The organism is Burkholderia lata, from assembly GCF_902499025.1.
GTDB lineage: Bacteria > Pseudomonadota > Gammaproteobacteria > Burkholderiales > Burkholderiaceae > Burkholderia > Burkholderia lata_C.
The window spans coordinates 62,532-87,305 of record NZ_CABVPW010000018.1; the positions used below are offsets into that span (position 1 = coordinate 62,532).

A 24,774-nucleotide genomic window follows, 5' to 3' on the forward strand; every position below is an offset into this window, starting at 1 on the left:
CGCCTCAGGATGATGGCGGCAATGCATCGCGTGCTTGCATGACGGGCTTCGGCGTATTCACCGCCGCGTGATGCATCGCGACAATGGTTCTCGCCGTGTTAAGCAATCTGTAACAATCGGCGGAATAGCAAGACACAAATTCTTTCAAAATACTTTCTATAATTCGCTGCCAGCGTTTCCCGAGAAATCCGGATTCAAGCCCCATCAAGGCATTTGTCCTCACGTCACTCGGAACCGTATCGAGATTTCCATCGCATACATTACAAGACGTATGGAAATTGAAAGATTTACATCTCTTGACGCACCGCGTCGTCGCCCTTTATTGTCCGTCTGCCGCCCGTGAGAGAGCACGGCGGCAATCGCGGATGCGCGCCTCGCGCGCATGACAACACGCAGCAGAAAGCAGAAAAGGAAACGTGGTAGCCACATGAAGCCGCTATTCGATGACAAGAACTCCGATGCGGTCAGCGATCGTCCTTCCACCCCGTCTTCGTCACCCGTCGCAGTGCCCGCCGCCGCCGCCGTTGCCGTTGCCGTGCCGGCAGCACGCCCGGCGGAGAATGTCCGCCTGATCTCCGTCGACGAGATCGACCAGCTCGGCGCGACGCAGGGCACGCGGATCGCCGCCTTCTCCCAGCAGATTCTCGCGAGCGTTCGCGCATCGGATGCCGACCAGTTCGGCGACAAGCTCAACGAACTGATCGCGACCGCGAAGGGGCTCGACCCGCGCGGCGCCGACAAGGGCGGGCTGCTCACGCAGGTCACGCGGCTGTTCCGCTCGACCAAGGAGAAGCTGCTGTCGCAATACGAGTCGGTGAGCAAGCGGATGGACACGCTCGTCGTCGAGCTCGAGAACCATGCGCAGCGCCAGAAGGCCGGCATCGACGAACTCGAGCGGATGTACAACGACAACTACGCGCTGCACCAGGAGCTCGCGCAGTCGAAGGCGCACGGCGAAACGGCGCTCGCGACGCTGCGCGCGCATCTCGCGGCCGGCCAGCAGCCGGTGGACGACGCGTTCGCCGCGCAACGCCTGCTCGACGTGAAGCGCAAGGTCGACGCGCTCGAAAGCAAGCTCGACGACCTCGACCGCGCGATGCTGATGTCGAAGCAGCTCGCGCCGCAGATCCGGATGGAGCAGGACCAGAAACGCACGCTGACGTCGAAGTTCATGACGATCAAGACCGTGCTGATCCCCGCGTGGACCAACGCGTTCGCGCTCTACCTCGAGCAGCTCAGCACGAAGCGCGCGGCGGCGCTCGCGAACGCGACGTACGACGCGGCCGACGAGGCGATTCGCGCGCAGGCCGACCTGAACCGCCAGAACGCGCAGGAAGTCGCGAAGCTGAGCCAGCGCCCGGTGATCTCGACCGACACGTTCGAATACGCGCAGCAGCAGCTGTTCGGCGCATTCGACGACATCACGCAGATCATCGCCGACGGCAAGCGTCAGCGCGAGCAGGATGCGCCGCGCCTGCGCCAGCTCGAACAGGACCTGATCACCCGATTCGCTCCGAAGCACAACTGAAAGAACCGAGAGAACACCGCATGATTACGCTTGAGAAACGCGCGGCGAAGGTCGCGATCGTCCTCGAAAAACGCCAGATCCTGAAGCCGCCCGTCGTACGCGTCGGCGCGGCGCTCGACATCTCCGGCTCCGCGAAGCCGCTGTACCAGTCGGGCGTGATCCAGGAAACGCACGACCGGATCCTCGGCATCGCGCTGAAGTTCGACGACAACGGCGAAGTCGACACGTGGACCTTCACCGAAGGCTACGACCGCCTGCCGACCGCGACGCCGGACAACTACGGCTCGTACATCTCCGACTACGTGCTCGAGGCGCGGATCGACAAGTGGGGCGGCACGCAGTACGCGCCGGTGATGAACGACATCGTCGACTTCTTCTTCCGCGCGCCGGAGCCGTCGCCGAAGCGCGAAGAGAAGCGCGGCTTCCTGAGCCGGCTGTTCGGCGGCGCGGACGAGACGCCCGCGCCGGCCGTCTCCGCGCCGGTGAACGGCCATCTGCCCGCATGGGTGCTGTTCGTCACCGACGGCCAGAACCCGAAGAACGACCGCAAGCGCGTACGCCAGCTGCTGGCCGAGTCGCAGCACTACCCGCTGTACTGGTCGCTCGTCGGCGTCGGCGACCCGAGCGAATTCGGCTTCCTCGCGGAAGTCGCGGACGAGATGCCGAACGTCGGCTTCCTGCATCTCGAATCGCTCGACGTCAGCGACGAACAGATCTACGAACAACTGATCACGCAGGAATTCTGCGACTGGGTGCGCGCGAAGTAAGCGCGGCCCGCACGCCTTTTATCCAGAACTCGATTACCCCCCATCATGTTGAAAGACTTCAAGATCCCGTTGTCGCTCACGGTGCTCGCGCTGATCGCGGCCTATCTCCTCGGCGGCGTGAAGGACATGCTGATCGTCGCGGTCCTGTCGGTGCTCGAAATTTCGCTGTCGCTCGACAACGCGGTCGTCAACGCATCGGTGCTGAAGAACTGGTCGGAGAAGTGGCGCAACCGCTTCATGGTGTTCGGCCTGCCGGTCGCCGTGTTCGGCATGCGGCTCGTGTTCCCGCTGCTGATCGTTGCCGTGATCGGCCACATCGGCATGTGGGACGCGCTGAAGCTCGCGATCGAGTCGCCGGAGCAGTACGCGTCGATCCTCACGTCCGCGCATCACCAGGTATCCGCATTCGGCGGCGCGTTCCTGCTGATGGTGTTCTTCAAGTTCATGCTCGACACCGAGAAGGACGAGCACTGGATCGGCTTCCTCGAAGGCCCGATGAGCCATCTCGGCCGCATCACGGCGCTGGAAGTGGCGCTGACGCTCGCGATCATCATCGTCGCGTCGCTCTACGTGCCGGCGGTCGAGCAGGTGGGCTTCCTGCTCGCGGGTGCATTCGGCGTGATCAGCTTCGTGATCGCGCACGGCATCGGCGACCTGATCGGCGGCGAGGAGACGGGTACGCGTGTGGTGCGCGAAGGCGTCGCGGGTTTCATGTATCTGGAAGTGCTCGATTCGTCGTTCAGCTTCGACGGCGTGATCGGCGCGTTCGCGCTGTCGAACAACATCTTCCTGATCGCGCTGGGCCTCGGCGTCGGCGCGGCCTATATCCGGGAGATGACGCTCGTGTTGCTGAAGAAGGGCACGCTCGCGCAGTACCGCTATCTCGAGCACGGCGCATTCTGGGCGATCGGTGCGCTCGCAACGATCATGTTCCTCGGCGTGAAGTTCGAGGTGCCCGAGGTCATCACGGGCCTGGTCGGCGCGGCGATGATCGCGGCGGCCGTGTGGTCGTCGATCGTCGTGCAACGCAAGGAAGACCGGACGGCCGTCGCAGGCGAGTGACCACGCGTCACGCGCGGGTCGAAAACCATCAACGAGGGGCCGCGCAGGGCGGCCCGGCATTGCCGCCGGCACAACGGCGGTTCCAGCAGAAGAGGTTCAGATGATCAATTTGTCGAAAGGCGGTCGCGTCAACCTGTCGAAGGAAGCGCCCGGCACGCAGAAGTTCCGCATCGGTCTCGGTTGGGACGCGAACTCGACGGACACGGGTACGGATTTCGATCTCGACGTGTCGGTGTTCCTGTGCAAGTACGACGCGCAGAGCAACCCGAAGCTGATCTCGGATCAGCACTTCGTGTTCTACAACAGCGAAGTGCGCACGATGGAGCGCAAGGACACCTTCATCCAGCCGGGCGACGATTTCCCGAAGCGCGGGATGCCCGCGTCGAAGTGCCTGGGTGTCGTGCATAGCGGCGACAACCGCACGGGCAGCGGCGACGGCGACGACGAGGTGATCTTCATCGACGTGACGAAGCTCGCCGCGGACATCGAGGAAATCTCGGTGGTCGTGACGATCGACCAGGCCGAAGCGCGTCGCCAGAATTTCGGCCAGGTGCGCAACAGCTACATCCAGATCGCCGACGAGGTGTCGGGCGCGGTGATCGCGAAGTACGCGCTCGAGGAAGACTTCTCGATGGAGACGTCGGTGCAGGTCGGCAGCTTCTATCGCCGCGACGGCCACTTCATGTTCAAGGCGGTCGGCGCCGGCTACAACCGCGGCCTGGGCGACTTCGTGCGCGCGTACGGCGGCGCGGTCTGACTGGCGGCAGCCCGGCCGGCGGGATACCGCCGCGCCGGGCAGGAAGCAGCAATGACGAATCCGTCCGACGAGCCGAAGCGGCTCGAGTTCGATACGACGCCCGAGCGCACGCCCGGGCGTCTTGCGTTCGACGCGCCGCCCGCGGCCGCGGCGCCGGTTGCGCGTGCGCCCGAGCGGCCGGCGCCGCAGGCGCTCGACTTCGGGCCGGCGCCCGCGTCCGACAAGGCCGTGCGCGCGGCGCCTGCCGAGGCGGTCGGTCGCGCGGTGTTCGGCGAATCGAACCATCCGCAGCTCGAAGCGTGCTTCCGCGCCGCGCAGGCCAGCTTCCCGAATCTCTATCCCGACTACGCGCCGCGCATCGAGCGGCACATCCGGCAACTGGTGCCGCTGAAGCTCGCGACGGTCGCGACGATCGGCGACGGCGCGCTGGAGACGGCGGGCAACCTCGTCGAAGCGGTCGCGGCAACGACGCGCGAATTCAATGAACTCGGCGCGGCCGACATGATGGCCGGAATGCTCGCGCAGGCGACGCGCAAGGCCGGCATGTTCGAACGCTGGTTTGGCTCGGCATCGGGCCATGTCGACTACCGTGCGGCGATCGGGGCGCTCAAGCAGTCGCTCGGCTTCTTCCCGCGCCGCACCGAGGACCTCGCTGCGAGGGTCCGCCATGCGGAAGAAAACCTCGTGGTCGTGCTCGCGGCGCTGAGCGCGGTGTCGGACGTCGTGCGCGCACCGGACGATGCAGGTGTCGAGCGCACGCTGTTCGACCGTCGCAACATCGTCGGGCAGGCGGTGCAGCAGATCCGCATGCAACCGGTGCAATTGCGCGGGCTCGACGAGCGCGTGACCGATCTGCTGTCGCGCGCCGATCACCTGATGAACGTCGTGCTGCCGGCGGCATTGGCGGCGCGGCCGCAGCGCTGAGCACACGGCACGAAGGGCACGAACGGGAACGCGCGCTGCGGCGCGCGTTCGCCGCGCAGGCCACGCCGCGTCACGCCATTTCACGTGCGCCGGCGCGAGTCTGCTATCTTCCGGGGCATCTCATCGCTTTCCCGCCGATTCTCCATGACTGACCGCATCGTTGCCGCATTCGATTTCGACGGCACCATCACGACGACCGACAGCTTTCGCCATTTCGTCCGCTATGCGGTCGGCACGCCGCGCTTCGCGTGGGCCGGATTGCGCGCGCTGCCGTGGATCGTCGCGATGAAGGCCGGGCTGCTGTCGCGTGGCGATGCGAAAGCGAAGTTCGCGTCGTTCGCGTTCGGGCCGGTGCGCGAGGATGCGCTCGATGCGCAGGCGCGCACGTTCGTCGACACCTATCTGCCGAGCCTCGTGCGCCCGGAAATGCTCGAACGCATCCGCGAGCATCGGGCACGCGGGCACGAAGTCGTGCTGGTGAGCGCGTCGCCGTCGCTGTACCTGGAGAAGTGGGCGAAGACGGCCGGCTTCGATGCGGTGCTCGCGACGCGGCTGGCGTTCGAGCGCGGCACCTTCGCCGGTCGGCTCGACGGCGAAAACTGCTGGGGGCCGCAGAAGGTCGTGCGGCTGCGCGGGTGGTGGGGCAACCGGCCGCCGAAACAGCTGTTCGCGTACGGCGACAGCCGCGGCGACAAGGAAATGGCCGAGCTCGCGAACTGGTCGTGGATCCGCGGGCAAGGGCCGATGCCGCCGATCGGCGGCTGAGACAGTGCGTTACGCGTCGGCCGGTGCCTGGCGCGTACCGCGCGCCGGACGATAACCGCTCCAGCGATTCGCCCGCGCGAACGTGCCGACGTCGTTGAAGCGCACGCCGACTTCACGCAGCGCCGCATGCGCGGGGCGCGCGGTCAGCTGGCGGATGTAGAACGGGTCGCGCACCACGAAGTGATGGATCGCGTGCGTGCTGCCGAAATTGAAGCAGAACAGCTGGAACGGCAGCATCCACCACGGGTTGAGCACCTGCGTCTGCTGGATCACGTTGCGCGAGTCGATGTCGCCGAAGTAGTGCATGTTCGAGCTGACGAAGTTGATGCAGAAGCTGCGCACGAAGTTCGGCCCGAGCCACACCACGGCCAGGAAATCGACAACGCTCATCACGCGCCCGACGATGGCCGGCACCGTCACCGGGTAGCCGAACGCATGCAGCGCGAACAGGCCGACGTGATAGACGATGAACGCGTGCCACAGCACGTAGTACACGTGACCGACCGGCATGTATGACGACACCTGTTCGACGCGCAACTGCAGGCGCTCGGACGGATCCTGCACCGGTTGAGCGGCCACATACTGCTTCACCTTGCGGCGCATCGCGGTGGGGCGCAGCACGACGGCGAGCATGCCGTCCGCGATCATCAGCAGGCGCTTCACGCCCCAGCGCTCGCCGTTGGTGATGCCGAATTCCTCGAGATCCGATTCGCCGCCCGACACCTTGTGATGATGCAGGTGCATGCGCCGCCGCGTCCACGGGTTGATCGTGCCGGGCCGCGTGAGCCAGCACAGCGCCATCATCAGGTGATAGGCCCACGGCGTCTTCTTGAAGTACATCAGGTGGATCAGGTCGTGCTCGAGCTCGTGGATCAGCGACGTGACGAACGCGGCAAGCGGCAGCGCGACGTACCATGCGATCGCGCCGCGCGCATACAGCCAGGCGATCGCGAGCATCGCGCTCACCGAGGCGGCCATCACGGTCGCGCCGACGAGGTTCTGGTTGTCGAGCAGCGGAAAGCGCGCGCGGATCGCGTCGCTCGCGGCGTTGACCTCGCGGCGGACGTACGCGACCTTGTCCGCGTCATTGCGAAAGGCGGTTCGTGCGGGTTGGCTCATCGACCGGGATTCCTGCGGAAAGGGTGGGGCGCAATGCCGATGTGACAAGCATAGGCGCGCGCCGGACCGCACGCGAGGGCCGTGGGTGCCAATGGTAGTGTCATTTCGGGCCACGATGGCCTGCCGGCGCGGCTAGAGTCTTGCCCCGGTGTCATTGCGGGCCAGCGACGCTACAATCCGCCGAAACCGCTCCGGAGTCCGCCGCATGGTCCTGTCTGTCCCGGATGCCGCGCGCCAGCTGAACAAGGCGACGGTGTCGTCCGCGTATGCGCTGTTCATGCTGATGCTGGCCGAGGAGCGCGGCATCGACGGCGGCCGCGTGCTTGCCGGCTCGGGCGTCGAGCGCGACCGGCTCGCGCAGCCCGATGCGCGCATCACGCCGCTGCAACAGGCGGCGATCGTGTTCAACCTGCTCGACGCGACGGACGACCCGTCGATCGCGATCGAGATCGGCCTGCGCAGCAGCCTGACGAAAGCGGGACTGATCGGCTTCGGGCTGATGAGCTGCGCGACGCTCGGCGAGGCGATCTCGCTCGGCATCCGCTACCTGCCGACGCGCGTGCCGTTCTTCTCGGTGCGGCTCGCGCAGCTCGACGGGATCGTCGACATCGACGTGCTCGAGGCGTTTCCGCTCGGCCGGCTGCGCCAGTTCGCGGTCGAGAACTTCCTGGTCGAGACGGCCATCCTGTTCAACTCGCTGCTGTATCCGGTGCCGGGGCGCACGCTGCAGTCGCGTGCCGAACTCCATTTCGAATGGCCGGAGCCGCCGTGGTTCGAGCGTTATCGCGGGCGGCTGCCGCGCTGCCATTTCGACGCGAGCACGAACCGCATCCGCTGCGATGCCGCGCTGCTCGACGAGCCGATCGGCACGGCGAACGCGCATACCGCGCAGATGATCGTGCAGCAGTGCGAGGCCGAACTCGCGCGGCTCGGCTATGCGGAGAGCATCGTCGAGCGTGTGCGCAACCTGCTGATCTGCGGCGAGGGCGGCTATCCGTCGGTCGACGACGTCGCGCGCGAACTGCATGTGTCGGCGCGTACGCTCAAGCGCAAGCTCGCCGAGTACGGGGCGACCTATTCGACGCTGCTCGACGAGATCCGGTTGCGCGACGCGCTGCGGCTGCTCGAGGGGACACGGCTGCCGGTCGACGAGATCGCCGCGCGCGTCGGCTATACGGATCGCGCCAATTTCACGCGCGCGTTCAAGCGCTGGACGGGCGTCGCGCCGAGCGAGCGGCGCTGAACGCGGGCACGCACGGGCCTGCCGGGTCATGCGCCGCGTGTCACTGTTTCAGACGATCGCGACCCAGTTTGCACCGCGCCCGCCCGGCACGCGCGCGCGCGGCGACAGCGCGCCATCGTCCGGCGCGATCGCATATACCGACACAAATTCCGACTGTTCGCCGCAGGCGACGAGCCAGCGCCCCGACGGGTCGATCGCGAACCCGCGCGGCTGCGTTTCGGTGGCGGTCGCGTGCACGGGTTCGAACGTGCCGTCTTCGGTGCGGCGATAGCAGAGCAGGCGGCTCGACGTGCGTTCGCTGACATAGGCGAAACGCTCGTCGGGCGTCAGGTGCAGGTCGGCGGCCCAGACGGACGGTTCGGCGGGCGCCGGCGGCCGTGCATGACCTTGCGCGAGTTCGGCGACGGCCGGATGGCGTGCGCTCACGTGCGCATCGCCGAGCCGGCCGGTGTCGGGATCGCGCGCGAACGTCGCGAGCGTGGCATCGAATTCGCTGACGACGACGAGCGCACGACCGTCATCCGTGAACTGCAGGTGACGCGGGCCGAACCCGGCCGGCACGCGCGTTTCGCCGTGTTCGAGCGCGCGCAGGCCGGCCGCGTCCTCGACGAGCGCAAAGCTGAACACACGATCCGAGCCGAGCGAGCTGACGTACGCGAAACGGTTGTCCGGCGACACGATCACCGAGTGCGCGTTCGCGATGCCGCCCGCGACCTGCAGCGGCGTGCCGTCGCCGTCGCGCACGCGTGCGGCGTCGTAGAGGCTCAGCGAATTCCCGCCGTACGACGCGCCGAGCAGCCAGCGGCCGATGCGGTCGAGCGACAGGTAAGCGTGGCTGGCGTCGATCGCGGTCGCGCCGATGCGCACGAGCGCGCCGGTGGCCGGCACGACGCGGAACGCGACGATCGTCGGCTGCTCGCCGCGCGTTGCGACGTAAAGCCGCGCGCGGTCGGCCTGCACCGCGATCGGCATCGCGACGTCGGCTGCGTGATAGCGGGCGAGCGGCGCGAGCGCGCCGTCGGCCGCGAGGGAGAACGTGGCAAGGTCGCCGTCGGCGGCATTCGAGACGACGACGGTCAGGCGGTCAGTGTTCGGCATGGCGGAGCATCGAAGCATTCGTGAAGGATTCGTCGGCCGGCAGGCCGCGAGGCGGATCGCTGCGCCGGTGCGTGCGCGCGAACAGCGCGGCGACCGCAGCGACGAGCGAAGCGATCGCGAGCGCATACAGCCCGCCCGTGATCGACCCCGTATGTTGCTTCAGATAGCCGAAAGCCGTCGGCGCGACGAAGCCGCCGAGGTTGCCGACCGAGTTGATCAGCGCGATCACGGCCGCGGCCACGCGCGTGTCGAGATAGCCCTGCGGGATCGGCCAGAACAGCGACGACGCGGCCTTGAAGCCGAGCGCGGCGAAGCAGATCGACGCGAACGACCATACCGGATCGTGCGACGTCGACGCGAACAGCCCGCACGCGGCGAGCACGAGCGCGACCGCGAGCCAGCGCTGCGGATGCTTCCACTTCGACGACAGCACCGCGAAGCCGTACATCGCGCCGATCGCGATCATCCACGGAATCGTGTTGTACAGGCCGACCTGGAAATCGGTGAGGCCGCCCATCTTGCGGATGATCGTCGGCAGCCAGAACGTGGCCGCGTAGATCGTCAGCTGGATCGAGAAATACAGGAAGCAGAACAGCATGATCTGCGGATCGCGCAGCAGCGCGGTGGCGCGCACCGGCACGTTCGAGCGGACGTCGCGCGTCGCGCGCTCCTCGTCGAGCGCGTTCTGCAGCGCCGTGCGTTCCTCGGCCGTGAGCCACGTGGCGTCGCGGATATGCGATTTCAGCAGCAGCCAGCTCGCGCCGCACAGCGCGACCGAGAACAGCCCTTCGATCAGGAACATCCATTGCCAGCCTTCGAGGCCGAAGCCGCGAATCGACAGCAGCGCGCCGGTGACAGGCCCCGACAGCACCGACGCGAACGCGGAGCCGCCGAGGAAGATCGCCATCGCCTTGCCGCGCTCCTGCGGCGGCAGCCATTGCGACAGGTACAGCACGACGCCGGGGAAGAAGCCGGCCTCGGCCACGCCGAGCAGGAAGCGCAGCGCGTAGAATGACGTGTCGTTCCACACGAACGCCATCGCGGCCGCGACGATGCCCCAGGTCGCCATGATCCGCGCCAGCCACACGCGTGCGCCGTAGCGCTGCATCAGCAGGTTCGACGGCACTTCGAACAGCGCGTAGCCGACGAAGAACAGCCCGGCGCCAAGGCCGTACGCGGCCGCGCCGATGCCGATCGACGCCTCGAGGTGACGATCGACGAAGCCGACGTTCACGCGGTCGATGTAGTTCGCGATGAACATGATCAGCACGAGCGGCAGCACATGCCACTTCACTTTCGAGACGGCGGACGCGAGTGGGTCGCGTCCGGGCAGGGCGGGCGAGGGCGGGTTCAAGCGTGTCTCCGGTCGGGCGGCGGCGGACGGGGTGGTGGCCCGCGTCGGCGTTTGGGTGGCGGTCGGTGTAGTATGTCGTCGTATGACATGGTACGCCTGAGTGCCGATGAAGACGTCGCGGGTTTACCCGGAAATTGCCCAGATATTGGGGAATTTCATGAGGTTGGTCGGCTATTCATTCATGTCTGATGACGTATGACATGAAATGAGTGCGCGCCAATTGCCGCGTATTCGTTCGCGACCCGCGCTGCGCGCGGGGGCCTCGAACGGGCAGCCCGTCCGGCGGCTGCCGTCGCATCGGCTACGCCATCGACACGACGCTGTTGAGCAGCGTCTTCACGAGCACGGCCTGCCGCGTCGCGCCTGTTTTCGCGAAGATGCCGCGCAGGTGTGCGCGCGCCGTGTTCTTCGTGATGCCGGTCGCGGCGGCCGCCTCGTCGAGCGTCAGCCCGTCGACGAGCAGCAGCGCGATTTCGGTTTCCATCGGCGTGAGCCGGAACAACCGGTGCAGCATGTCGCGTGACGTCTGCGGCGACGACGCCGGATCGCGGACGAACACGGCGACGGCCGGCCGGTGCTGGCGATCCTCGGCGCCGCGGTAGGGCGCGAGCGGGCGCAGCAGCACGCTCAACGGCATCGCGCCGCCGGGGCGTGACAGCGTGGTGGCTTCGATGCGCGCGAGCGCACCCGCGCGGAAATGCTCGAGTGCGGCCTGCAGCGCCTTCTGCAGCCGGCGCTCGTCGAGCGGGCACGACGCGTGAAGCCGCTCCTGGCGCACGCACAGCCCGTCCTGCTGCTCGATCAGCCGCTCGGCGATGCGGTTGCGCTTGATCACGCGGCCGTCCTCGTCGACGATCGCGGTGCCGACATCGAGCCGGTCGACGGTGCCGGCGTACAGCGCGCGTTCGGCATCGAGCACGTCGAACGCCGCGTGCAGCTCGACCGCCCGCTGCAGATGCGGCAGCAGTGTCGCGACCTGCGCGCGCTCGGCCGCGTCGAAATCGCGGCCGCCGTGCGCGCGGCTCACGAAGAACGCGCATTCGACGCCGCGCTCACCGCGCAGGTTTGCGCCGAGGATGTAGCGCAGGTCGAGCGGCTGCAGGTATTGCCGGTAGAAATCGTGCGCGCACCACGCGGTTTCGCCGAACAGCCGGTCGGCCGTGAAGACCTGGCCGGGCGGCTGGTCGAGAAACGGGCACAGCGCATAGAACTGCTCGCTGTACGACGGCTCGCCGGGCAGCAGCGGGCCGTGCGCCGATGCGTTGATGATGAGCCCGTGCCGTGCGCCGCCCGGATTGCGCAGCACCAGGGTCGTGAAGCTCGCGTCGAGCCGCGCGCGGACCGCTTCGAGGAAGCCGGCCCACGGGGTCGCTTCCGACGGGCCCTGATAGACGAGCCCGAGCCACGCGCTGAGTTCGCGCGCCGTCCACGCCGCGTCGTCGAAACCGTCGTGCGCGGCCGGATCGCCGGGCGCCAGCGCGATGGACATGCTCGTGTTCTCCAGGTCGGGATGAAGGATTCCCGGACCAGCATACCGGCCGGCCGGCGGCCCGCGTCATCCGAACGGAGTAGGCGACGCGGGCAGGCGGGCAGCCGCCGGGCTGCCCGCCTGCGGCGCTTACGCCGCGCGCTCGCGCAGCAGGTACGCGACGATGCGGTCGGCCGCTTCTTCCGGCGACTCGGCCACCGTGTCGACGCGCAGTTCGGGCCGCGCGGGCGGTTCGTACGGCGAATCGATGCCCGTGAAGTGCTTCAGCTCACCGCGCCGCGCCTTCTTGTACAGGCCCTTCGGATCGCGCTCCTCGGCAACCGCGAGCGGCGTGTCGACGAACACTTCGACGAACTCGTCGGGGCCGACCATCGCACGCGCCATGTCGCGCTCCGCGCGGAACGGCGAGATGAACGACACGAGCGTGATGAGCCCCGCGTCGAGCATCAGCCGCGCGACCTCGGCGACGCGCCGGATGTTCTCCACGCGATCGGCCTCGGTGAAGCCGAGATCGCGATTGAGCCCGTGCCGCACGTTGTCGCCGTCGAGCAGGTACGTGTGCTTGCCGAGCGCGTGCAGCCGTTTCTCGACCAGGTTCGCGATCGTCGACTTGCCGGCGCCCGACAGGCCCGTCAGCCACACGACGCGCGGTGTCTGCGCCTTCTGCGCGGCACGCGCGGCGCGGTCGACGTCGACGGCCTGCCAGTGCACGTTGTGCGCGCGGCGCAGCGCGAAGTGCAGCATCCCGGCGCCGACCGTGTCGTTGGTGACGCGGTCGATCACGATGAAGCCGCCCGTGTGGCGGTTGCGGTCGTACGGATCGAACGCGACGGGCCGGTCGAAGCTCAGGTTGCATACGCCGATCTCGTTGAGCGCAAGCGTGCGCGCCGCGAGATGCTCGCGCGTGTTCACGTCGATCTTGTACTTCGGCGTCGCGCAGGTCGCACCGACCGTCTGCGTGCCGAGCTTCACGAGATACGGGCGGCCGGGCAGCAGCGGCGCGTCGTGCATCCACACGAGCGTCGCCTCGAACTGGTCGGCTACCTCGGGCGGCGCATCCGCGCGCGCGATCATGTCGCCGCGGCTGATGTCGATCTCGTCGGCCAGCGTGAGCGTCACCGCGTCGCCGGCGCGCGCGATGTCGCTGTCGCCGCGTTGCGTGATGACCGACGCGACGCGGCTCTCCTTGCCGGACGGCAGCACGCGCACGCGCTCGCCGACGCGGATCTCGCCCGATGCGATGCTGCCCGCGTAGCCGCGGAAATTCAGGTGCGGGCGGTTGACCCACTGCACCGGCAGCCGGAACGGCTCGTCGCGCGTCACGCGCGCGGCGAGCGGCAGCGTGTCGAGATGCTGCATCAACGTCGGGCCCGCGTACCACGGCATCCGTGCGCTCGGCGCGATCACGTTGTCGCCACGCAGCGCCGACATCGGGATGCTGACGATCTCCGCCAGCCCGAGTTCGGCCGCGAACGCGCGATAGTCGGCGTCGATGCGCTTGAACACGGCGCGGTCGTAGTCGACCAGGTCCATCTTGTTGATCGCGAGCACCACGCGCTTGATGCCGATCAGCGCGACGAGATGACTGTGGCGGCGCGTCTGCGTGAGCACGCCCTTGCGCGCATCGATCAGGATCACCGCGAGATCGGCGGTCGACGCGCCGGTGATCATGTTGCGCGTGTACTGCTCGTGGCCGGGGGTATCGGCGACGATGAACTTGCGTCGCGTGGTCGCGAAGAAACGGTAGGCGACGTCGATCGTGATCCCTTGCTCGCGCTCGGCCGACAGACCGTCGACGAGCAGCGCGAAATCGAGTTCGCCGCCCTGCGTGCCGACCTTCTTCGAATCGGCTTCGAGCTGCGTGAGCTGGTCGTCGAACAGCATGTTCGATTCGTAGAGCAGGCGGCCGATCAGCGTGCTCTTGCCGTCGTCGACGCTGCCGCACGTGATGAAGCGCAGCAGGTCCTGGGTTTGCGTGTGCGCTGCGTCGGACGCGCGTGCATCGGGTGCGTGGTGTGCGAGCGCCCCGGGCGCGGTGAGTACGTGTGCCATCAGAAATATCCCTCCTGTTTCTTCTTTTCCATCGAACCGGCCGAATCGCTGTCGATCAGTCGTCCCTGGCGTTCGGACGTGCGCGTTTCGCGCATCTCCTGCAGGATGTCGTCGAGCGACGTCGCGTCGCTGTCGATCGCGCCCGTCAGCGGATAGCAGCCGAGCGTGCGAAAGCGCACCTTGCGCATCTGCGGCACTTCGCCTTCGCGCAGCGGCAGGCGTTCGTCGTCGACCATGATCAGCGCGCCATCGCGCTCGACCACGGGCCGCTCCTTCGCGAAGTAGAGCGGCACGATCGGGATGTCGTGAAGCTGGATGTACTGCCAGATGTCGAGTTCGGTCCAGTTCGAGATCGGGAACACGCGCAGGCTTTCGCCCTTGCGCTTGCGCGCGTTGTACAGCGACCAGAGCTCGGGCCGCTGGCGTTTCGGGTCCCAGCGGTGCTGTTCCGAGCGCAGCGACACGATGCGTTCCTTCGCGCGCGATTTCTCCTCGTCGCGGCGTGCACCGCCGAACGCGGCGTCGAAGCCGTAGTGATCGAGTGCCTGCTTGAGCCCCTGCGTCTTCCACACGTCGGTGTGCACGGCCGAGCCGTGCGCGAACGGATTGATGCCGTTCGCGACACCGTCGGGGTTGATGTGTACGCGCAGGTCGAGGCCGAGGCGCGCGGCCGTCTCGTCGCGAAACGCGATCATCTCGCGGAATTTCCACGTCGTATCGACGTGCAGCAGTGGAAAAGGCGGCTTCGCCGGGTAGAACGCCTTCATCGCGAGATGCAGCATGACCGAGCTGTCCTTGCCGATCGAATACAGCATCACCGGGTTTTCGCTCTCGGCGACCACCTCGCGCATGATGTGGATGCTTTCGGCCTCCAGCCGCTCCAAGTGGGTCAACATCGTTCGTCTCCTTGTTTCATGCCGGGCCGCGCGACATGTGCGGCGTTTCGTGCATGACACCGACGGTATCGAGCGAGCGGCATGCCGATCTTCGTCCGGGTGGACTAAATCGCGGTGCGGCGGTGGAGCGGATCTTTCCTTAGTCCACCCGGACGAAGTGGCGCGCGGCGGCGGCGCATAAGGTGAGCGTTCGACCATCGGCGGAGAGAACACATGACGGACGACACACGTGCCACGCAATTGCTTTCGGGCCAGACCTGGGCCGATTTCTGCGACACCCTGAAACGCAGCGGACAACAGATCCTGCGCGCCGAGGCGCCGGACGATCCGCTGACGCGTGCGGAGGGATTCCGCTACCTGAGCCGGTTGATGCGCATCGCGCTCGAAATGCACGTCGAGTTCGCGGACGGTGCGTGGCCCGGCTTTTTCTCGCCGTCGCACGAGACCGCGAAGATCGGTGCCGACAATCCCGACAACCTGTACCAGTACGCGCGTCTCGACGGCCGCTGCGAATACCGCGTGACGGGGCGGCGCGGCACGGTGGCCTACCTGAGCTTCGGCACGCAGAAGGGCGGCTACGAGACCGACGGCAAGATGCTGCAGACGGGCTTTCTCGACGCGAAGCAGCTCGAGATCGCGCCGGACGGCAGCTTCGAGATCGTGCTGGGCGAAACGCCGCGCGCGGGTAACTGGGTGCGCATGGAGCCGGGCACCAACGCGCTGCTGGTGCGCCAGACTTTCCTCGACCGCCGTGCGGAGACACCGGCACAACTGAAGATCGAGCGCATCGGTGCCGACGACCGCCCGGCGCCGCTCGACCCGCTCGTGCTGCAGGTCGGCCTCACGCGCGCCGCGCAGTTCGTCGAGCAGACGTCGAAGCTGTTCGCGGACTGGGCCGCGAGCTACCGGTCGCACGTGAATGCGCTGCCGCCCGCCGACCAGGCGCTGTGCCAGTCGGTCGGCGGCGATCCGAACATCTACTACTACCACTCGTGCTGGTCGCTGGCCGACGACGAAGCGCTCGTGATCGACGTCGACACGGTGCCCGACTGCGACTTCTGGAACGTGCAGCTCAACAACTACTGGATGGAGTCGCTCGATTACCGGCACTTCGATATCTGCGTGAACAAGCACAGCGCACGGCTGAATGCAGACGGCGGCGTGACGGTGGTCGTCGCGGCCGCACGGCCGGGCGACGCGAACTGGCTCGATACGGCAGGGCATCGCACCGGCACGATCTGCTGGCGCTGGGTCGGCGCCGCGCAGCCGGTGCACCCGCGCACACGGGTCGTCAAGCTTGCAACGCTGAAGGAGGCCGCATGAACGCGCCGCTCGACCCGATCCGCTCGTCGCTCGACGCCGGAGGACTGATTGCCGAGGCCGTGTCGCGCACGGGCGGACTCACCGCGTTCGGCGACGGGCCGTACCGCGAAGCGCTCGACGTGATGTGCGCGTCGCTGGTCGACGAAGCGAACCTGTCCGCGCGTGGCGCGACGATGATGCGCGAGAAGCTCGTCGGCCAGCTCGTGAACCGGCTCGTCATCGAGGATTACTTCCGGCGTCACCCGGAAATCGCGGAGATTGAAATCGACGATCCGCTCGTGATCGTCGGCCTGCCGCGCACGGGAACCACGCTATTGCAGCGCCTGCTGGCCGTCGACCCGCGCTTCCATGCTGCCGCGTGGTGGGAAACCCGCTACCCGGCGCCGCTGGCGGGCGAGACGCTTGCGGAGCCGACGGTGCGCATCGCGCGTGCGCAGGCCGAGGTCGCGACGATGATCGACTGCATTCCGCAGATCCTGACGATCCATCCGCTCGATGCGATGCTCGCCGACGAGGAGTTCATGCTGATGGAACACGCGTTCGTGTGCGCGATGGATTCGTATGCGAACGTGCCGCGCTATACGGCGTGGCTCGCACAGCAGGATCTCACGCCGGTCTATACGTACCTGAAGCGGATGCTGCAGTTCCTGCAGTGGCAGAAGGCGCAGCGCGGCGTCGCGCCGGCCGCGCGCTGGCTGCTGAAGACGCCGCAGCACCTGCATGCGCTCGACGTGCTGTGCCGCGTGTTTCCGCGCGCGCAGGTGGTGCTGACGCACCGCGATCCGGCGCAGACGATTCCGTCGATGGCGAGCATGGCGCACACGTTGTGGCAGATGTATGCGGATGATCCCGATCCGCTTGCCGTCGGCGCGCAATGGAACGCGGGGATGGCGCGCGCGATCGGCGCGGCGATGGCCGCGCGCGACGCGTTGCCGGCCGACCGGTTCCTCGACGTGCGCTTCGAGGACACGGTGTCGAATCCGCTCGGCGTGGCCGAGGCCGTGTACGCGTTTGCCGGGATGCCGCTCGATGCGCGGCAGCGCGCGGCGATGACGGACTGGATGGCGCGCAACGGCCGCGACAAGCGTGCCGCACACGATTATTCGATCGCGCGCTTCGGCTTCACCGATGCGCAGCTCGCGCGCGACTTCGCCGCGTATCGCGCGCGGCACCTGCGGGCAACCGGCTGACGGCCGGTGCTCGCGAGATCAACGACAACCAGGAGACATCCCATGTTGCTGAAGGACAAGATCGTCGTGATTTCCGGGATCGGGCCGGGGCTCGGCGTGAAGCTCGCCGTCGAGGCTGCGCGCGAGGGCGCGCGCGGCGTGGTCGTCGCGGCACGCACGATGGAAAAGCTCGACGACGCCGAAACGCGGATTCATGAACTCGGCGTCGATTGCGCAGTTCTGAAGGTGAGGACCGACATCACCGACCGCACGCAATGCCGGCAGCTCGCGACGCAGGCCGTCGATCGCTTCGGCCGGATCGATGCGCTCGTGAACAGCGCATTCGTGCACGGCACGTTTCCGGAACCGGTGGAGGAAGCCGACCTCGACGGCTGGCGCGCGGTGTTCGACACCAACGTGTTCGGCACGATGGCGCTCACGCAGGAAGTTGTGCCGCATATGAAGCGGCAGCAGCGCGGCGCGATCGTGATGATCAACACGCAGGCGACCCGCAAGCCATTTGCAGGGGAAGGCGGCTACGCTGTATCGAAGGGGGCGCTCGCGGTTGCGGCAAAATACCTGGCGCGCGAACTCGGTGTGCACGGCATTCGCGCGAACAGCATCCACATGGGTTGGATGTGGGGTGTGCCGACCCAGACGTATTTCCGGCAGGCGGCCGCCGAGTACGGGATGACGGAAGAGCAGATCGTCGCGCCGATCGCGTCGAACATCGCGCTCGCGAAGCTGCCGACCGACGACGACTGTGCGCGGGCCGCGCTGTTCCTTGCGTCGGATTATGCGAACGCGGTGACGGGCGCAACGCTCGACGCGAACGGCGGCGATTTCATGCCCTGACGATGGAGCAAAGGATCATGCAGGACAACCCCGACAAACGACATTTCCTTGCGTTCAACGGCGACGCGGACGGGCTGTGCGCGCTTCAGCAACTGCGACTCGCGGAGGGCGTGCACGGCACGCTCGTGACCGGCGTAAAGCGCGACATCCAGCTGCTCGAGCGGATCGACGCGCGGGCGGGCGACCTCGTCACCGTGCTCGACGTGTCGCACGAGCAGAATCGCGATGCGTGCGCGCGACTGCTGCGCGACGGCGCGACGGTCCGCTATTTCGACCATCACTTCGCGGGCGAGCTGCCCGACGATCCGCGTTTCGACGCGCATATCGATACGGCGGCCGACGTCTGCACGAGCGCGATCGTGAACCGATATCTCGGTGGCCGGCACGTGCGCTGGGCGATCGTCGCGGCATTCGGCGACGAACTGCCGGCGCTCGGCAATGCGCTTGCGTGCGAGCATGGGATCGCCGACGCGGAACGCGACACGCTCGCCGAACTCGGGCTCTACATGAACTACAACGCGTACGGCGAGTGTGTCGGCGATCTGCATTTCGACCCGGCGGCGCTCGCCGATGCGATGCTGCCCTGCGTCGATCCGCTCGATTTCGTGCGCGAGACGACCGTGTTCGCCGCGCTGCGCGACGGCTACCGCGACGACATGGCGCGTGCGTGCGCACTCGCGCCGCTGCGCGAGGTGCCCGGTGCGACACTGGTCCGGATGCCTGATCATCCGTGGGCGCGGCGCGCGACCGGCATGCTCGCGAACGAGCGAATGCGCAACGCGCCGCATGCGGCGCTCGCGGTGCTGTCGCCGCGCGCGGACGGCGGGCTCGTCGTCAGCGTGCGCGTGCCCGACGGCCGGGCGCTCGGCGCCGACGAGTTCTGTCGCGGCTTTCCGACCGGCGGCGGGCGCAAGCGCGCGGGCGGCATCAACCATCTGCCGGAAACCGAGTTCGACGCGTTCGCCGAGCGATTCGAGGCCGCATTCCGGCTCGATTGATCGATGCGACGCCTCCGCGATGCGTGCGCCATGCAGCGAGTGCACGGCACGCGCATCGCGAACGGATCAACCGGTCGCGCCCGCGAGCATGGCCGGCACGTTGTGACCGTAGCAGCGCTCCTCGACGCGCTCGGCGATGCGCCAGCCCTGCGCGGTGCGTACCAACCGGTCGACGTACCACAGCCCGAGAAACATCACCTGCGTGCTGCCGTCCGGCAGCGCGACTTCCATCGGATTGAAGCAGATCGTGCGGCCACGCGCGGTATCGCCGTCGAGCCGGATCGACAGGTTGCCGACCATGTGCTGGTACTGCGGAAACTGCGGCAGCACGGTGCGCAGCCACGCCTTGACCTCCGGATAGCGGCCGGCGATGCCGCCCATCGCGCGATAGTCGATTGCCGCATCGGGCGTGAACACCGCGTCGAGCGCGTCGAAGTCGCGCGTGTCGATCGCACTCGAATACGCGACGATCAACTCGCGGATGTCGTGATGGTCGGACAGCGTTTGCAGATCGGGCATCGGCGGCTCCCGGTCACGCGCCGTTGCGCCGGCGTGCCGCATGGAGCGCTTCGGCGCGCTGCTTCACGTCTCGTGCGCACTGGTCGAAGCCCTGTTTCACCCACGCACCGTGGTTCTGCATGATCGTGTCCGCGTTGACGCCGAGGAACTGGTCGGTCGTGAAATAGCGGCAGCGCTCCGGGTCGATCGCGTCGATGTACTGGTCGCGGCGCGCGGCGTCCTTGTTGTCGTCGGTCGGGCGCTGTTCCCACGACAGCAGGCGTTCGGGTTCGTACGCGACGAGGATCTCGTTGACGGGAATCACGGTCTCCGTGCCCGGGATGCGCACTTGCATGTGCACGAAATCGCCGAGTTTGCCGGTCGTGGCGAAGCCGACGCAGAACGTGTTCCATTCGCCGTAGCGCGGGAAGTCGGTCAGCACTTCCCAGACGACGGTGGCCGGTGCGTCGATGTCGACGGTGATCGAGGTGACGAGATTCGAGGGTTTGGTCATGACGGCGTATCGGATGAAGCCGCGCGTACCCGGGTGGCGGGAAGTGTCGCGGCGGTCGGAAGGAGCCGCGCCGGTATCGGTCGGCGCGCGTGACGGGTGCGGATCGGTACGTGCGGGGGCGTTCGCGGCCGGCACGTGCCGCGCAGCGCGGCGCACCCGACATCGAGCGTAGGCCGGCATGCGTGGCGAAGAATCGTCGGAATGGACTAAGGCGTTTCACCGGGGGCGGCAGGGTGGGGCGACTGCCGCGACCGTCGGTGGCATTGGCATGCCGGCGCGTCGAACGTCGACACCACGCAGCGCAGCCGCGACAATACGTGTCTCTTCCCGCTGTCCGCATCGAGGTGCCCGTGCCTGCCAAGTCGTCCGTTGCTCCCGCGATCGTCTGGTTCCGCGACGATCTGCGCGTGACCGACCAGCCCGCGCTGACGCGCGCGGTGGAATCGGGCCGGCCGCTCGTGTGCGTATTCGTCGACGACACGGGCGACGGCGCCGGGCGAGCGCTCGGCGGCGCGGCGCGCTGGTGGCTGCACGGGTCGCTGGCGGGGCTCGATGCGGCGCTCGCGCGTCATGGTGGGCGCCTGTTGCTGTTGCGCGGCGACGCGCAGCGGGAGATCGAGCGCGTCGTGCACGACACGGGGGCAGAAGCCGTGTACTGGAACCGCCGCTATGCGCAACCGCAGCGCGACGCTGACGCGGCGCTGAAGGCGTCGCTCAAGGCGCGTGGTGTGATGGTCGAGAGCAGCAACGGCAGCCTGCTGAACGAGCCCTGGGAGGTGCTGACGGGCAGCGGCGGGCCGTACCAGGTGTTCACCGCGTACTGGCGTGCGGCGCGCCGCGATCGCACGGTCGCCGTGCCGTTGCCGGAGCCCGAGCGGATCGGGTTTCATCCGTGGTCGAAAGCGATGCGTGACCGCGCGCTGGCGCTCGATGCGCTTGCGTTGCGTCCGCCGGTGCCGGATTGGGCCGGCGGCCTGCGCGACGCGTGGCCCATGCCCGACGAGGCCGGCGCGCACGCGCAGCTCGACGCGTTCCTGACGACGGCGCTTGCCGGCTATGCGGATGCGCGCGACCTGCCCGACCGTCCCGCGACGAGCCGGCTGTCGCCGTTCCTGCGCTTCGGCAACGTGTCGCCGAGGCAGGTGTGGCATGCGGTGCAGGGCGCCGCGAGCGCAGGCGGCGCGGCGGTTGCCGCGGACGCTGACAAATTCCTGAGCGAACTCGGCTGGCGCGAATTCAGCTACACGCTGCTGTATCACTTCCCGGCGTTGCCAACCGACAACTTCCGCGCGCAGTTCGACGCGATGCCGTGGCGCGACGATCCCGCTGCGCTACACGCATGGCAGCGCGGGCTGACCGGCTATCCACTCGTCGATGCGGGCCTGCGCGAGCTGTGGACGACCGGCTGGATGCACAACCGCGTGCGGATGGTCGTCGCGTCGTTCCTGATCAAGCACCTGCTGATCGACTGGCGTGCGGGCGAAGCGTGGTTCTGGGACACGCTGGTCGACGCCGATCCCGCGAACAACGCGGCGAGCTGGCAGTGGGTGGCCGGCTGCGGCGCCGATGCCGCGCCGTATTTCCGCATCTTCAATCCGGTCGCACAGGGGCAGAAGTTCGACCCGGACGGTGCGTACGTGCGGCGTTGGGTGCCCGAGCTGGCCGGCCTCGACAACGCATCGATCCATGCGCCGTGGGAAGCGTCGCCGCTGGAACGCGACGCGGCCGGCGTGCGGCTCGGCGTCGATTATCCGGAACCGCTCGTCGAGCATGCGGCCGCGCGTGCCCGTGCGCTCGATGCGCTGGCGGCATTGCCGAAGCGCCGCTGACCGCACGCCCCGGTTTGCCGCATCAATTGCAGAACGCGACGTGTTCGAGCAACGCGTACGCGACGCCCGAATCGAAGTAGGCCGCGCCGCACCACGCGACGAACGCGAGCGTGCCGGCGGCCAGCGCCGCGCGGATCATGCCCATGCCGCGTTACCCGATGCCGGACGCGCGACGCGCGCGTCGTCGATCGGCAGGTGCAGCAACGCCGCGAGCACACCGAGTGCGATCGAGCCGATCCACAGCGGCATGTACGAATGCGTCGCGTCGTACACGAGCGCACCGAGCCAGACACCGAAGAAACTGCCGAGCTGGTGCCCGAAGAACACGAAGCCGAACAGCGTCGCGATGTAGCGCACGCCGAACACCTGCGAGATCACACCGTTCGTCAGCGGCACGGTGCCGAGCCACGTGAACCCCATCACGGCCGCGAACACGTAAACGCTCGCGGGCGACAGCGGCACGGCGACGAACACGGCCATCGTGAGCGCACGCACGAGGTACAGCACCGACAGCACGTACTTGCGCCGCAGCAGCCCGCCGAGATGGCCGCATGCATAGGTGCCCGCCACGTTGGTCAGGGCGATCAGCGCGAGCGCGACGCTCGCATGGCGTGCCGGCAGCCCGTGGTCGAGCAGGTACGCGGGAAGATGCGTCGCGATGAATGCGAGCTGGAAGCCGCACGCGAAGAAGCCCGCGTTCAGCAGCCAGAAGCCGCGATGCGCGAATGCCTCGCGGACGGCTTCGCCGATCGACTGGTCGGCGCCGGCAGCCTGCGCGGGCCGGTCGCGCAGCAGCACGGCGAGCGGCGCGAGCAGCACCGCGACGAGCGCCAGCGCGATGAACGCATGCCGCCAGCCGATGCCGCCGATCAGCGTCTGGGCGACGGGCACCATGCAGAACTGGCCGAGCCCGCCGATCGCGCCTGCGACGCCGAGCGCCCAGCCGCGCCGGTCGGGCGGAAACAGGCGGCTCAGCGCGCCGTAGATCGACGCGAACGCCGAGCCCGACAGCGCGATGCCGATCACGAGCCCGGCGCCGACCGTGAACATGCCGGTCGATGCCGCATTCGCCATCGTGACGAGCCCGGCCGCATACAGCAGCATCCCGGCGACGATCACGCGCAACGAGCCGAAGCGATCGGCGACCATCCCCGTGAACGGCTGCGCGACGCCCCAGATCAGGTTCTGCAGCGCCAGTGCGAGCCCGAACGCTTCGCGCGACCAGCCGTGGTCGAGCGACACCGGCGCGAGGAACAGGCCCTGCACGTGGCGGATGCCGAGCGCGGCGCCCATGATCAGGCCGCCGGCCAGGACGGGCAGCCAGCGGCGGCGGACTTCCTGCTCGATCGGGGTCATGCGTGTCTCCGGATGAAGGTGCGCGGCAAGACGGCCGCGCTCGATCCGATTAGACGATCGGGCCCGTCGTCGCTCAAGCGATCATTCGGTCAGGTTGGCATGCGTGCGGGGAATGCGACGAAGGGCGCGCGGAGTGGGGGGCGGCCCGCAGCGGTCAGGGTTGTTCGCAAAGGCCGCGCGGGCTTACGCCGACGCCGTGTCGTGCGCACGCATCGCGGTATCGCATTCGGCCGCTTCGGCGAGCATCCAGTCGCGGACGTCGGCAACTTCGCGGCGCGGGGCCGGATCGTGCTGGAACAGCCAGTAGCCGTACGCATCCGACAGCGCCTGCGTGTGCGGCCCGAGCACCGCGAGCCGGCCGTCCGCCAGCATCGGCGCGACGAGCGCGAGCCGGCCGAGCGCGACGCCCTGGCCCGCGATCGCGGCCTGGATCACCTGGTCGTACTGGTTGAAGCGCAGCACGCCTTTCGGACGGGCGTCGCCGAGCCCGGCCGCGTGCAGGTGCGCGCGCCACTGCAATTGCGGTTGCGGTGGCCCGTCGAATTCGAGCAGCACGTGGTCGGCGATCGCGGCCGCGTTCGTGACGGGCCGCGCGGCGAGCGCTGGATGGGCGACCGGTACGACGATCTCGTCGAACAGGCGCAGCGCGCCGGCCGGCGCGCGGTCGCGCGGACAATAGCGGATGCCGAGGTCGATGCCTTCGGCGCGCAAATCGAGTACCTTGTCGTTCGCGGCGACGCGCAGATCGATCTCCGGCAGGCGTGCCTGCAGCCGCCCGAGCCGCGGCAGCAACCACAGCGCGGTGACGCCGATGCTCGCGGTGATCGTGACGGGCTGGCGCTCGCGCGCGGCGGCGAGCGATGCGACGGTGTCCTGCAGGCCGTGCAGTGCCGCATCCGCGACGCGAAACAGCCGCTCGCCTTCCGGCGTGAACGCGATCTTCCGGTAGCCGCGCTGCAGCAATGCGACGCCGAGGTGCGCTTCGAGCGCGTGCACCTGGCGGCTGACGGCCGATTGCGTGACGCACAGGTCCTGCGCGGCGAGCGTGATGCTCATGCGGCGGCCGACGGCGACGAAACCGCGGACGAGGTCGAGCGACGGGAGACGGACGAGCGGCGTTGACATGCGCGTGACTCATGCGAACGGAGCAGCAAGATTGGTTGAGAACGCGGGGCGCG

The 24,774-nt window shown here is 68.0% G+C and carries 23 protein-coding genes; 12 read left to right on the forward strand and 11 right to left on the reverse strand.

Going from position 1 to position 24,774, the window contains the following annotated elements:
- Positions 1-427: 427 nt before the first annotated feature.
- The 6 genes from BDI24065_RS19425 to BDI24065_RS19450 all read left to right on the forward strand — a co-directional run bounded on the left by BDI24065_RS19425 (position 428) and on the right by BDI24065_RS19450 (position 5,803).
- Positions 428-1,528 carry a toxic anion resistance protein gene (locus BDI24065_RS19425; RefSeq protein ID WP_175032634.1) on the forward strand — a complete coding sequence of 367 codons (1,101 nt, stop codon included), beginning with the start codon at positions 428-430 and terminating at the stop codon, positions 1,526-1,528.
- A 20-nt stretch (positions 1,529-1,548) separates the two neighbouring features.
- Entirely contained in the window at positions 1,549-2,295 is a 747-nt protein-coding gene (locus BDI24065_RS19430; protein ID WP_175032635.1) for a VWA domain-containing protein, read from the forward strand.
- A gap of 45 nt (positions 2,296-2,340) precedes the next feature.
- Positions 2,341-3,357: a DUF475 domain-containing protein gene (locus tag BDI24065_RS19435; protein ID WP_175032636.1), complete on the forward strand. Its 1,017-nt coding sequence runs from the start codon at positions 2,341-2,343 to the stop codon at positions 3,355-3,357.
- 100 nt (positions 3,358-3,457) lie between these two features.
- The gene (locus tag BDI24065_RS19440; protein WP_089450923.1) at positions 3,458-4,114 is read left to right on the forward strand and encodes a TerD family protein; all 657 of its coding nucleotides are present in this window, start codon (positions 3,458-3,460) and stop codon (positions 4,112-4,114) included.
- A gap of 51 nt (positions 4,115-4,165) precedes the next feature.
- Complete coding sequence (locus BDI24065_RS19445; protein WP_175032637.1) at positions 4,166-5,038, forward strand: hypothetical protein; 873 nt, start codon at positions 4,166-4,168, stop codon at positions 5,036-5,038.
- A 144-nt stretch (positions 5,039-5,182) separates the two neighbouring features.
- Positions 5,183-5,803, forward strand: coding sequence for an HAD family hydrolase (locus BDI24065_RS19450; RefSeq protein WP_039369621.1), 621 nt, complete (start codon positions 5,183-5,185; stop codon positions 5,801-5,803).
- Between the two features lie 9 nt (positions 5,804-5,812).
- Here BDI24065_RS19450 and BDI24065_RS19455 read toward each other — a convergent pair whose 3' ends face one another.
- Positions 5,813-6,922, reverse strand: a complete 1,110-nt coding sequence (locus BDI24065_RS19455) for a fatty acid desaturase (RefSeq protein ID WP_175032638.1) — start codon at positions 6,920-6,922, stop codon at positions 5,813-5,815.
- A 205-nt stretch (positions 6,923-7,127) separates the two neighbouring features.
- Between BDI24065_RS19455 and BDI24065_RS19460 the strand changes: the two genes are divergently transcribed.
- A complete protein-coding gene (locus BDI24065_RS19460; RefSeq protein WP_175032639.1) occupies positions 7,128-8,165 on the forward strand; it encodes an AraC family transcriptional regulator in 1,038 nt (345 codons plus the stop codon).
- Positions 8,166-8,213: 48 nt separating this feature from the next.
- Here BDI24065_RS19460 and BDI24065_RS19465 read toward each other — a convergent pair whose 3' ends face one another.
- The 5 genes from BDI24065_RS19465 to cysD form a co-directional block, all read right to left on the reverse strand.
- Entirely contained in the window at positions 8,214-9,263 is a 1,050-nt protein-coding gene (locus tag BDI24065_RS19465; protein WP_175032640.1) for a lactonase family protein, read from the reverse strand.
- Complete coding sequence (locus BDI24065_RS19470) at positions 9,250-10,617, reverse strand: MFS transporter (RefSeq protein WP_175032641.1); 1,368 nt, start codon at positions 10,615-10,617, stop codon at positions 9,250-9,252. Before BDI24065_RS19470 ends, BDI24065_RS19465 begins: the two co-directional genes overlap by 14 nt.
- A 301-nt stretch (positions 10,618-10,918) precedes the next feature.
- On the reverse strand, positions 10,919-12,106 hold the full coding sequence (locus BDI24065_RS19475) for a helix-turn-helix transcriptional regulator (protein ID WP_175032642.1): 1,188 nt from the start codon (positions 12,104-12,106) through the stop codon (positions 10,919-10,921).
- Between the two features lie 129 nt (positions 12,107-12,235).
- Positions 12,236-14,158 (reverse strand): sulfate adenylyltransferase subunit CysN, encoded by a 1,923-nt coding sequence (gene cysN / locus BDI24065_RS19480; protein ID WP_175032643.1) that lies wholly within the window; start codon positions 14,156-14,158, stop codon positions 12,236-12,238.
- Positions 14,158-15,252, reverse strand: coding sequence for a sulfate adenylyltransferase subunit CysD (gene cysD / locus BDI24065_RS19485; RefSeq protein WP_302479466.1), 1,095 nt, complete (start codon positions 15,250-15,252; stop codon positions 14,158-14,160). Before cysD ends, cysN begins: the two co-directional genes overlap by 1 nt.
- A gap of 15 nt (positions 15,253-15,267) precedes the next feature.
- On the opposite strand from cysD, the gene BDI24065_RS19490 reads away from it, so the two are divergent.
- Genes BDI24065_RS19490 through BDI24065_RS19505 form a run of 4 tightly spaced genes read left to right on the forward strand, consistent with a single transcriptional unit; the run spans position 15,268 to position 19,399 of the window.
- Positions 15,268-16,377, forward strand: coding sequence for a DUF1214 domain-containing protein (locus tag BDI24065_RS19490; RefSeq protein ID WP_175032645.1), 1,110 nt, complete (start codon positions 15,268-15,270; stop codon positions 16,375-16,377).
- Complete coding sequence (locus BDI24065_RS19495; RefSeq protein ID WP_175032646.1) at positions 16,374-17,567, forward strand: sulfotransferase family protein; 1,194 nt, start codon at positions 16,374-16,376, stop codon at positions 17,565-17,567. Before BDI24065_RS19490 ends, BDI24065_RS19495 begins: the two co-directional genes overlap by 4 nt.
- 42 nt (positions 17,568-17,609) lie before the next feature.
- Complete coding sequence (locus BDI24065_RS19500; protein WP_175032647.1) at positions 17,610-18,401, forward strand: SDR family oxidoreductase; 792 nt, start codon at positions 17,610-17,612, stop codon at positions 18,399-18,401.
- Positions 18,402-18,418: 17 nt separating this feature from the next.
- Entirely contained in the window at positions 18,419-19,399 is a 981-nt protein-coding gene (locus tag BDI24065_RS19505; RefSeq protein WP_175032648.1) for an acetyltransferase, read from the forward strand.
- A 66-nt stretch (positions 19,400-19,465) separates the two neighbouring features.
- On the opposite strand, the gene BDI24065_RS19510 is transcribed toward BDI24065_RS19505, so the two are convergent.
- Together BDI24065_RS19510 and BDI24065_RS19515 are read right to left on the reverse strand one after the other, a co-directional pair.
- Positions 19,466-19,918, reverse strand: a complete 453-nt coding sequence (locus BDI24065_RS19510) for a nuclear transport factor 2 family protein (RefSeq protein ID WP_175032649.1) — start codon at positions 19,916-19,918, stop codon at positions 19,466-19,468.
- 13 nt (positions 19,919-19,931) lie between these two features.
- Complete coding sequence (locus BDI24065_RS19515) at positions 19,932-20,411, reverse strand: SRPBCC domain-containing protein (RefSeq protein WP_175032650.1); 480 nt, start codon at positions 20,409-20,411, stop codon at positions 19,932-19,934.
- 350 nt (positions 20,412-20,761) lie between these two features.
- Between BDI24065_RS19515 and BDI24065_RS19520 the strand changes: the two genes are divergently transcribed.
- Positions 20,762-22,240, forward strand: coding sequence for a cryptochrome/photolyase family protein (locus BDI24065_RS19520; RefSeq protein WP_175032700.1), 1,479 nt, complete (start codon positions 20,762-20,764; stop codon positions 22,238-22,240).
- 22 nt (positions 22,241-22,262) lie between these two features.
- Here BDI24065_RS19520 and BDI24065_RS41390 read toward each other — a convergent pair whose 3' ends face one another.
- The 3 genes from BDI24065_RS41390 to BDI24065_RS19530 form a co-directional block, all read right to left on the reverse strand.
- Positions 22,263-22,385, reverse strand: a complete 123-nt coding sequence (locus BDI24065_RS41390; protein ID WP_006478335.1) for a hypothetical protein — start codon at positions 22,383-22,385, stop codon at positions 22,263-22,265.
- A complete protein-coding gene (locus BDI24065_RS19525; RefSeq protein ID WP_254609803.1) occupies positions 22,376-23,596 on the reverse strand; it encodes an MFS transporter in 1,221 nt (406 codons plus the stop codon). Before BDI24065_RS19525 ends, BDI24065_RS41390 begins: the two co-directional genes overlap by 10 nt.
- Before the next feature lie 183 nt (positions 23,597-23,779).
- Positions 23,780-24,721 carry a LysR substrate-binding domain-containing protein gene (locus tag BDI24065_RS19530; RefSeq protein ID WP_175032651.1) on the reverse strand — a complete coding sequence of 314 codons (942 nt, stop codon included), beginning with the start codon at positions 24,719-24,721 and terminating at the stop codon, positions 23,780-23,782.
- Positions 24,722-24,774: the final 53 nt, after the last annotated feature.